Source organism: Candidatus Komeilibacteria bacterium CG_4_10_14_0_2_um_filter_37_10, assembly GCA_002793075.1.
Classification (GTDB): domain Bacteria; phylum Patescibacteriota; class Patescibacteriia; order UBA1558; family UBA1558; genus UM-FILTER-37-10.
Genome location: PFPO01000055.1, coordinates 547 through 11,188, shown reverse-complemented (window position 1 = coordinate 11,188; position 10,642 = coordinate 547). Strand labels below are relative to the sequence as shown.

At 34.5% G+C, this 10,642-nt stretch carries 11 protein-coding genes and 1 pseudogene (1 of these 12 cut by a window edge); 9 read left to right on the top strand and 3 right to left on the bottom strand.

Annotation, left to right across the window (positions count from 1 at the left end; genetic code table 11):
- The 3 genes and pseudogenes from nusG to COX77_02975 form a co-directional block, all read right to left on the bottom strand.
- Positions 1–293: pseudogene (gene nusG, locus COX77_02985) on the bottom strand (transcription termination/antitermination factor NusG); it reaches 204 nt to the left of the window's first position.
- A 19-nt stretch (positions 294–312) separates the two neighbouring features.
- Entirely contained in the window at positions 313–498 is a 186-nt protein-coding gene (locus tag COX77_02980) for a preprotein translocase subunit SecE (protein PIZ98952.1), read from the bottom strand.
- Between the two features lie 110 nt (positions 499–608).
- The gene (locus COX77_02975) at positions 609–1,202 is read right to left on the bottom strand and encodes a hypothetical protein (protein PIZ98951.1); all 594 of its coding nucleotides are present in this window, start codon (positions 1,200–1,202) and stop codon (positions 609–611) included.
- 118 nt (positions 1,203–1,320) lie between these two features.
- Here COX77_02975 and COX77_02970 point away from each other — a divergent pair, with 118 nt between their 5' ends.
- The 9 genes from COX77_02970 to COX77_02930 all read left to right on the top strand — a co-directional run.
- A complete protein-coding gene (locus COX77_02970) occupies positions 1,321–1,584 on the top strand; it encodes an ArsR family transcriptional regulator (GenBank protein ID PIZ98950.1) in 264 nt (87 codons plus the stop codon).
- 5 nt (positions 1,585–1,589) lie between these two features.
- On the top strand, positions 1,590–2,252 hold the full coding sequence (locus COX77_02965) for a hypothetical protein (protein PIZ98949.1): 663 nt from the start codon (positions 1,590–1,592) through the stop codon (positions 2,250–2,252).
- Positions 2,253–2,371: 119 nt separating this feature from the next.
- The gene (locus tag COX77_02960; GenBank protein ID PIZ98948.1) at positions 2,372–3,073 is read left to right on the top strand and encodes a glycosyl transferase family 2; all 702 of its coding nucleotides are present in this window, start codon (positions 2,372–2,374) and stop codon (positions 3,071–3,073) included.
- A gap of 16 nt (positions 3,074–3,089) precedes the next feature.
- Positions 3,090–3,821 (top strand): hypothetical protein, encoded by a 732-nt coding sequence (locus tag COX77_02955; GenBank protein ID PIZ98947.1) that lies wholly within the window; start codon positions 3,090–3,092, stop codon positions 3,819–3,821.
- A 1-nt stretch (position 3,822) separates the two neighbouring features.
- Positions 3,823–5,373, top strand: a complete 1,551-nt coding sequence (locus tag COX77_02950; GenBank protein PIZ98946.1) for a hypothetical protein — start codon at positions 3,823–3,825, stop codon at positions 5,371–5,373.
- Between the two features lie 71 nt (positions 5,374–5,444).
- On the top strand, positions 5,445–7,142 hold the full coding sequence (locus COX77_02945) for a hypothetical protein (protein PIZ98945.1): 1,698 nt from the start codon (positions 5,445–5,447) through the stop codon (positions 7,140–7,142).
- Positions 7,143–7,195: 53 nt separating this feature from the next.
- Entirely contained in the window at positions 7,196–7,999 is an 804-nt protein-coding gene (locus COX77_02940; protein PIZ98944.1) for a transketolase, read from the top strand.
- Positions 7,992–8,897, top strand: coding sequence for a transketolase (locus tag COX77_02935; protein ID PIZ98943.1), 906 nt, complete (start codon positions 7,992–7,994; stop codon positions 8,895–8,897). The genes COX77_02940 and COX77_02935 overlap by 8 nt, the downstream gene beginning before the upstream one ends.
- A 3-nt stretch (positions 8,898–8,900) precedes the next feature.
- On the top strand, positions 8,901–10,642 hold a 1,742-nt coding region (locus tag COX77_02930), incomplete at its 3' end, for an epimerase (protein ID PIZ98942.1).

The window sequence follows — 10,642 nt, the reverse complement described above, 5'->3', positions numbered from 1 at the left end:
GTGCCAATAAAACCAGTAACGTTGGGGGTGTTACGGACAACATACCAAGAGTCATCATTAACGATCATATTAACCAAAATGTAGCCGGGAAATATTTTTTCTTTAACTGTTTTCCGCTTACCGTTTTTAATCTTAATTTTGGTTTCCATCGGAATCAAAACATCAAAGATTTTATCTTCCATATCCATTGACTCAATTCTTTGTCGTAAATTACGCGCGACATTTTCTTCATAACCAGAATAGGTATGTAAGACATACCAGCGTCGGCCTTGTTGTTGTGTTTGCTTAGGCATAATATTTTATTTTATTATTTTATTTACTGATAAAATACTCAAATAAATAGGTAAATAGAAAATCAGCAGCTCCCAAAATAACAGCCATACCCAAAGAAACACCAATTACTAACAAAGTGTGTTTTATTGTTTCTTGCTTGGTCGGCCAAGCTACTTTTCTTAATTCTGCTCTACTATCCTTTAAATATTGAATTAATTGATTCATATTTTCGTTAAAATTGATAATTTAAGTTTTTTAAAACAGCCTTACGGCCATCTGAGTAAATCATACAACATTAATCAAAAATGGTCAATAGCAATTTCCAACGCCGGGAGTTAAACCAAGTATTTATTCAAAACTTCAGACATTTCGCTAATATTTTTTATATAATACTTTATTTCTCTTCTATATTGCGAACAGTCAATCAGATAACTATCACTTACTAAATTATGACTTTGGGCATATATATATTCGTGATGTGATGTATAGTCCCAATCATTAATATTCTTAACAATCTTATGCTTAATTGGGTTTAAGTTAATATAATTTATCAGTGTTTGCAAGTACGAATCATTATCAATTAGCTTTGTTTTTACCCTACCTTGAAATACGACACCAGTTCGATCATGCATGGAATTATAATGTTTGGCATAGGAATTGGTTAAATTAGAAACAAATCTAATTAAGGCTGAACACCGGGGGTTGCCAACTCCGGGAGTTGATTCTGGTTCCTTGATCAAAAAATGCCAATGATTAGGCAAGACCACATAAGCTAATATTTCAATTTTTGTCTTGATTTTATAAAATTCTATTTTTTCAAAAAAATATTTATAGTCCTTGTCAGTATAAAATATCGTTTGTTTGTCCACTGCTCTATTAAAAACATGATGAAATGACCCGGGATTAATTCTTCTATCAATTTTAGGCATAAAAAAACAAGATTAATTATTTATAACCCTGTCTAATATAAAAGTATGACTAACACCGGGAGTTGTCAACTCCCGGTGTTAGTGGTATTATTTAGATAGATATCTAAATATATAAATTATGAGTATCAATGAAACATTTCGGGCGCTTTCTGACCCAACTAGGCGCGATATTCTGCAATACCTACAGAAAAGTGACCTTTCGGCTGGTGAATTAAACAACCATTTTACTATGACTTTCGCCACTCTTTCACACCACCTCTCCTCCTTAAAACACGCTGGATTAGTTAGCGTTCGTCGTGATGGACAGAAACAAATTTATTCACTAAATCTTAGCGTTGTGGAACAAATCATTAATGAATACTTTATTCATTTTAAAAAATAAAATTTATGATGACCAAATTCAACATCAAAAAAGAATGGCCGGCAATTATACTTATTGCCTTGGCTACTGTTGCGAGTTTGTATTTTTATCAACACTTCCCGGAGCGCGTACCAACCCATTGGAATTTTGCTGGCGAGGCTGATGGCTATTCAGCCAAAGCTTTTGCTGCTTTCTTTTTCCCGGCGCTCATCATCGTGCTCTATTTACTATTTAATTTTTTACCAAAATTAGATCCTAAACGTGATCGCTATGAAGAATTCGTACCTGTATATTTACGTTTTAAACTGGTATTGGTTGCTTTCTTTGTAATATTGTATTTTATCTCTAGCTTGGTTGGTATTGGTTATAATTTACCCATCAATGTTGTCGTACCGATCATGGTTGGTTTATTATTTATTTTTATCGGCAACTATTTGGGCAAGATTAAACAAAATTGGTTCATCGGTATCAGAACTCCTTGGACTTTGGCCAATGAAGAAGTTTGGAATAAAACTCATCGTGTCGGTGGTTGGGCTTTTATCATTGCCGGGGTACTCTTTCTCATTACACCGCTAGTAGCTAATCGGTGGTCTATTATTGCCATCCTGATTTTGGTTGGTATTACTATTATCAGTGTTATTGTTTACTCCTACATTTTATTTAAAAAAATTAGTAAAAAGACTCCATAATTCACTAACAAATAGACTCGAGAAATTAATTTTTTAGAGTCTTTTTTTGGTTAGGCTAATCAGTAAAAATATGCTAAAATAATAGTCAGCGAGGGCCGTATTATTATTTAGCTTATTTCATGTTAAAAACTATTGTAGTTTTACCAGCTTATAATGCGGCGAAAACACTAACACAAACAGTTCAAGATATTCCTCATGATTATGTGCAGGAAATTATTTTAGTTGACGATTGTAGTAAAGACGAAACGATTGAAGCCGCAGCAGCATTGGGCTTAACTATTAAACAGCATCATTTAAACCGTGGTTATGGTGGCAACCAAAAAACTTGTTATGATACAGCCCTAGAACATGGTGCGGATATTGTAGTGATGCTGCACCCCGATTATCAATATGACCCAAAATTAATCAAATATTTTGTCGAATTAATTGGCGATAAATATTTTGATGTCATGCTGGGTTCGCGCATACGCACACGCCGCGAAGCCTTAGCTGGCGGTATGCCCCCTTATAAATATTACTTTAATAGACTGTTGTCTTTTGGTGAGAATATCGTCAGTGGTCAAAATTTATCCGAATGGCATACTGGCATGCGAGCTTATACCAAGGAGGTGCTGAAGTCGATTAATTACCATCAATTCTCCGAAGATTTTGTCTTTGATAGTCAAATGTTGTTTGCGATTATTAAAAAAGGTTATCGAATTGGAGAAATCCCCGTACCAGTACGTTACTTTGCCGAGGCTTCTAGTATTAACTGGCAACGTAGTATAAAGTATGGATTGGCTACCTTAAAAGAGATGTTTAAATTTCTAATTAGAAAATAATTCTTTCCCTCAATTCATGGCTAACTTCAAACCCCTAAAAAAATATCTACTAATACTCATTGATCAGTTTAGTGAACTGGAAAAATTTACTAGCCCCTTTCTTGATGTTGGTTGTGGTATCGGTGACATATCGCTCCACTACGCGCAAAAGGGATTTTCTGGTTTAGCTATAGATTTGGATGAACAGACAGTAAAAATAGCCAAAAAAAATTTGGAAAATTATCCACAAATTACAGTTGAACAAAAAAACGTATTTGATTTAATGGGCAAATTCAAAACCATCTTTGTTTGTGATGTTCTTGAACACATAGAAAACGATCACTTATTTATCAAGCACTTATATGAACTACTCGATGATCACGGACAAATAATTATATCAGTACCAATTCTATCTAGCGAATGGCGATGGGACGATGACTTTTATGGTCATGTTCGGCGTTATGAAATTCCCGACCTAATCTATCTATTGGGCCAGAATAACCTACGCGTCCGACAGATTTGGGATTTTACTTTTCCTTTTTTCTGGTTAATTAGAAGAATATATACTAAAATTATTCCCAAAAAAATAATTTTTAAAGACCCTTTAAATAATACTAAAAATAGTGCTCGTCAAAGTGCTTGGGATCACGGAATTCTTACAGCTCTCTTTGAAAAAATTTTATGGTGGGATCTTTTATTCAAAATACAAATAAAATTCAAAAATCATCTAGTCGGTTGCGAGTGCGTTTTGATTGCTACTAAAGAATAATATGATCAGTAAAAAAAATACACTTATTCTGTTAATTGTTTTCCTAATAGTATTTATTTTATTTCACTGGAATACTTTAAATGCGCCACTGGAACGTGATGAGGGAGAATATGCTTACAACGCCCAACTCTTGTCTAATAATTTATTACCCTATGAAAATAGTTTTCTCACTAAGCCACCATTGATTATATATCATTACTATCTGGCCCAATTAATAAAATCGCCATCAATTTGGCCGATTAGATCCATCGCCGCACTATATACTGCGGGTAGTATAGTATTATTATTTTTGATCATTAAAAAAGTAGCTAATGAAAAAATAGCTTGGTTAGGAGCGTTTATTTCCCTACCATTATTAATCGCACCTTACTTAACACTACAAGCAGCTAACACGGAAAAATTCATGATCGTACCACTCTTGGGTACTCTGCTTATTTTTTTTCAGGAAAATAAACAATCCTATTGGCATTTATTTATCGCCAGCTGTCTCTCAGCATTAGCCATATTGTTTAAACCCCTAGCACTCGCCGTTACTGCTCCGTTATTTATTATTTGGCTCATTAACAATTATCGAGAAAAGAACAATATCAAATTAATATTCCAGCAAATTTTAATTGTCATCAGTGGTCATTTAATATTGTTTTTTCTATGTTTTATTCCTTTCTTAAAATCGTGGGTCGCACTACAAAATATTTGGGAACAAGTTATCCTATTTAATTTATACTATGCCAGTCAGATGAAACAATATTTATGGTCCGTACCACTAGATTTTCTCCAAAAATTTTGGCATTATTGGTGGCACTTAATCTTAATCTTATTCGTTGGTTTTATCATTAGGCCAAAGACTTGGTGGTTCTTTTTTACCTTATTAATAATCTCTTACCTATCCGTCTTCACTTCTATTATTAATCATTACTACCTATTAGTCATCCCCTTTATTATCATTTTAGTAAGCATCGCTATTTATAAACTTTGTAACTATCTAAAATTGAGTGATGATTCCTATAACGCTTTAATTATCTTTATTACCTTTGTTTTTTTTATCATCCAAGTCATACCAATACGTAATCAATTCCTAATGAATCCTGAACAAATTACTCGCTGGATTTATGGTTTACAAGGCAATCCTTTTATTGAATCACAAATAATTGGTAAAAAAATAAAACAAATAACTCAGCCACAAGACAATATATTTATTGCCGGCTCGGAATCACAAATTTACTACTATTCGCAGAGAGTAAGTTCTTCTGCTAATATAACTTATCAGCTTAATATCGACTCCCCGCTGCGAGAAAAATACCAGCAACAAGTCGTTACTGATTTAAAAGAAAAACCTCCTACTGTCATTGTAGTAGCGCCACATCCCTTCAGCGGTTTATGGCAAGAGGGATCACCAACTATTTTTATCAATTATCTTAATCAAATATTAAAAGATCAATATCAACTAATCGGTGGTTATGTTTGGCAAGGAGATAATGGATCCTGGCAAGAACCAATAAGTAATGACGAACAATTCAATAACGCTAACTTATTACTCTTTGTTAAAAAATGAGAATAATTTTCCACAAATGGCTAGCAATATTTAATCGGTGGCACTGGTCCGCAATCGCATCTTCGTTGTTAATGATATTTATATTTTCCCTATTTTGTTTTTTGTTATATAAAAACATATCCTACCCACTACTTTGGAACAATGAATCGGAAACAGTTGATACGGCTCAACAAATACTAAAATTTGGTTATCCTAAAGTCCACGATGGTAAAAACATGCACTACATACCAGATAATAACCTCTCCATAGGCTACAAAGAGTCAGCTGATGCCAATATTACTATTCCCTGGGGTAATTATTACTTTGCCACTATCGGTGCTGAGCTTGCTCAACTGACAGATAATATTTACTGGAAAACTGCGCTTAATAGAATACCTTTTGCCACCATTGGTCTTATTGGTTTACTACTGATACTTTTATCAGTAAAAAAAATATTTTCTAATAGAAATGAATACAAACTATTTATCGCACTTTTCTTATTCTTAGAATCATTCTCTGTTTCTTTATTGCTTACTTTGCGAACGGCCCGTTATTACAGTCTGACTATCTTTATTTTGGGATGTTTTTTGTATATCTTTCTCAATCATCGATATTGGCAAAAATGCACTCCCTTAAAATATTGCACCTTAATGACCTTGATACTTTTTTGCGCTTTCAATATTAATAGTGCTATTTTTTTGTTACTGGTGTTTACCATATTAAGTAGCGAATTGTTTAACTTAATAAAAAGTTGGTTGCAAAAGAAAAAATTAGGCAACGATAAAAAGGGGGTTCGGAAAATATTAAATAATTTCCTCAAAAAAATATCCCCTCTGCTCATAACTCCTATTTTGCTGATACCGAATATTATCTTTTTTGAAACTTTTTCCACTTTAATACGTGCTAAAGAATACTATCATCTAGGTGCTGGTCAATACTTAGAAAATGTCAGAAGAATTTACTTCTACCTCAGTAATCTAGAATTATTTTATTTAGCTTTAGGTACCAAAATTTTCTTTATTGGTATTGTTCTCTATTGCTTTTATCCCAAGAAAAACAACAAACCGGATAACAATACGACATTATTTTCTTTAATCAAAATTAATTTTTTTACTAGCTATTTTTTTATTCTAACAACTTTACTCATTACGACACTTCCCTTTGCCTTTTCCTGGATTGTTCATTATCAAGCGGCACAACCATTATTAATCCTTAACTTAGTAATTGATTTATTTACTATTTATCATTTTATTGATCGCGGAAAAAATGAAACGTCTAATATTATAGTTCAAGGATTGCTAACAATCGTGATTTGCTTATTTTTTCTGGTTAATGTAAATACTTTTTTTTCTTATAATAAAGCTTATTTTTACCAACTCCATAACCAATTACGAGGGCCATTGGATTTTATTATTCCCTATATTCAAAAAAATTATTCTAATACGAGCGATTTGTCCATCGCCACGAACTACGAAGAGCTTTCTTATGTTTATTATTTAAATGCCCGATATTTACTGGGCTATTCGCAAATTAATCTCAATGAAGATCTTAAACAAATACCGGATATTGTTATTTTTCGGAAAAAATGGCAACATAATCCTGATGCTTTCAATTACTATCTATCCCAACAAACGTACCAAAAAATTTCTTTTCCCATATACGATTTTCCCACCAATGATATCGCCGAATTATTAAGCAATCGCCACTGGCTTTATAATCACCGATTTCTCACAACCTACACAAATAATCCGCAAGATCAGGTAGAAATTTATATTAAAACAAAAAAATAAAAGACAAATTAATACCCTTTATTTAATCTCAATAAACCCCTATAATCATAGCAATGATTAACACCGAGAAGCAAAATTTAATGCCTTTACAGAAAAGATTGGCCCTAAAACTGGTAAATCTTCACTACCAGACGCAAACCGGCCATCTGGGCTGTAGTTTAAGTTGCTTGCAACTTATTATTGGTTTCGTACTATTAAATCGAGATCCCAAAGATGTTTTTATACTATCCAAAGCCCATGCTGGTTCAGCGCTCTATGTTTGCCTTAATGAACTACAAGAAATTGATGACCAAATACTAGCAACTTATATGCAGAACGGGACTACGCTCGGTGTTCATCCGGTTGCCAATTGCTTTCCCAGAATTAAATACACACTAGGCTCCCTTGGTCATGGCTTACCAATAGCAACCGGTTTAGCTTTAGCAAAAAAGCTTAAAAAAGAAAGCGGTCTAGTTATTGTTCTTTTATCCGATGGTGAAACAAATAGTGGCTCTTGCTGGGAAGCAATGCATTTTGCCAAAAAACACAATTTAAATAATCTAGTAGTAATTATTGATCATAATGGTTTTCAGGGGTTTGGTGCCACAGCAGAGGTTTTGGGAGATACGGCCAGTCCCCTGCTTTGGCGCAATTTTAGTAACCAACTGATAGAAATTAATGGTCATGATCAAATACAAATAAATAATTCTTTAATTACTGCTCAAAATAATTCATCATCAGAACCGATGATTATTATCGCTAATACTATCAAAGGTCACGGTATTTCTTTCTTAGAAAACTCTGTTGCTGCTCACTATCAAATACTTAATGAGGAGCAACACAAAAGGGCTTTATTAGATTTACAAAAATATGCGTAAAGAATTTGTCCATAGTTTTATTAAAGGTATAGCCCATAAAGAGAACGTTATCTTTATTACCGGCGATCTTGGTTTTAATGCCTTGGAAGAAATAAAAAAGATTATGGGATCACGTTTTATCAATGCTGGAATCATTGAACAAAGCATCATTGGTATTGCTAGTGGTCTAGCCAGTAATGGCTTTCAAGTTTTTTGCTATAGCATTGCTCCCTTTATAACACTGCGTTGTCTGGAACAAATAAAACTGGACGTCGCCTTACCTCAATTACCGGTATTTATTATTGGTAATGGTGGTGGTTATAGTTACGGACTAAACGGACCAACACATCACACCCTGGAAGACCTTGGTTGTCTTTCTACTTTACCAAATTTTAATTGCTATACACCAGCTTTTTTTAGTGACCTAGATTATTGCTTAACTGACATCATGCAAAACAATAAACCAGCTTACTTACGTTTAGGTTGGTCTAAAAATAATTGGCCAACCACGTCACCAATTAACGATGCTCCGTGGTTAAAACAAACACCGCAACCAAAACTAACAGTTCTGGTTTCTGGTCCACTTATTTACAATGTCTGGCCAACTATCAACAACCGGACAGATGTCGATCTTTTTAGTATTATCAAAACCCCGCTGACCAAAATACCTACCGATCTCGCAGTAAGTTTACAAAATAGCCACAATTTACTGGTTTTGGAAGAACACCAGGCAATGGCTAGCCTTGGTACCAACATAAGTTGGCTTATTCATCAAGAAAATTTATCTTTAAATAAATTTACTCACCGATACGCTCTCGGTTACCCGCATAATCTTTACGGCGATCAAGAATATCACCAAAATGTAAGTGGTCTAGATCAAAATAGCTTAGACCAATTAATAAACGCTCTAACGAAATAAACTATGTCGTCAAAATTAAGTTTAGAACAAATCATTACCTCACTACCAGGACCGATTCTTGTTTTTGGCGCTAATAGTTTTATCGGCCTTAATTTAATACAAACAATAGCTGCTCAGCGAACTGATTGTCTGGCTATTATCAATCCGCAGAGTACACCGTGGCGATTAAAACTAACAGATATTCCCGCTGACAAAATACGATCTTGCGATATCACGGCACCAACAGATGTGCAAAATTTATTACAGCAATGGAAACCCGCCATTATTTTTAATCTAACTGCTTATGGCTCCAACTCAATTCAACAAGAGGCGGAAAAAATTTATCAAACAAATCTGCTAGGCGCTCTCAATATTTTACAAAATGCTCATACTTATCAAGCCTACGTACAAACTGGTAGTAGTTCTGAATATGGCTTGAATAGTTCAGCGCCAGCGGAAAATGATCTCTGTCAACCCAATAGTCACTATGCCGTAGCAAAATTATCCAGCTATTATTTGCTAAACTACTATGGTAAAATCTTACAAAAACCAGTAGTCCATTTACGTCTCTATTCTATTTATGGCCCTTGGGAAGAGCCTAATAGATTGATACCAAAAATTGTTGCGACCGCTCAAGAAAAACAATTTCCACCACTAGTCAATCCGGATATTAGTAGAGATTTTGTCTACATTAGTGATTGTGTAGAAGCGATAATTCGTGCAGCAGAAACTATTATCAAAGATCAGAATGTTTATGGTGAGGCAATAAATATTGCCAGTGGTCAAAAAACAACTATCGCTGAACTAGCCGATTTAGTAAAAAAAATATTTAATATATCCCACGATCCTCAATGGGGAACCATGCCCGATCGCCAGTGGGATCTTGTTGATTGGTATGGTCAGTTTACAAAAGCCCAGGAACTACTGCATTGGCAACCACTAACAACACTGGCTGATGGTTTGCAAAAAACTGCCGCGTGGCAAAAATTAATAGACTATCAAAATGTTTTTTTACCAGCAGCCACAGCCACTACTAAGAAAAAAATAAGTTGCATCGTTGCTTGCTATCGTGATGAACAAGCTGTTCCCTATATGCACCAACGTATTATTGCTACTATGAGTAAACTTGATGTGAATTATGAAATAATTTTTGTTAATGACTGTTCACCGGATAATACCCAAGCGGTATTGGAAAAAATATGTGCCGCCGACCATCGTGTGATTGCTGTTACCCATTCCCGTAATTTTGGATCACAAGCTGCCTTTATTAGTGGTTTAGAAATTGCTCGTGGTGACGCCGCCGTGCTGATGGATGGTGATTTACAGGATCCACCAGAATTAATCACCAAATTTTATGAGCAATGGCAAGGCGGTTATGATATAGTTTACGGTCGGCGAGTCAAGAGAGAAGCTTTGTGGTTAATGAATATTGCTTACAAATTATTTTATCGTATTTTTAAAAAATTATCTTATCTTAACATACCGACCGATGCGGGAGACTTTGCACTATTGGACCGTAAAGTATACCAACAATTGATTAGTTTTCCCGAAAAAGATCTTTTTCTCAGGGGTTTAAGAGCTTGGATTGGCTATCGTCAAATTGGTGTTGATTATCTAAGACCAGAAAGAATGTTTGGACGAACGACTAATAACCTGCGGAAAAATATTTGGTGGGCCAAGAAAGCTATTTTCTCGTTTAGCTATGCACCGTTAGAATTCTTAAGCGACGCTGGTATCCTCCTAACTCTCTTATCACTACTTGGTAT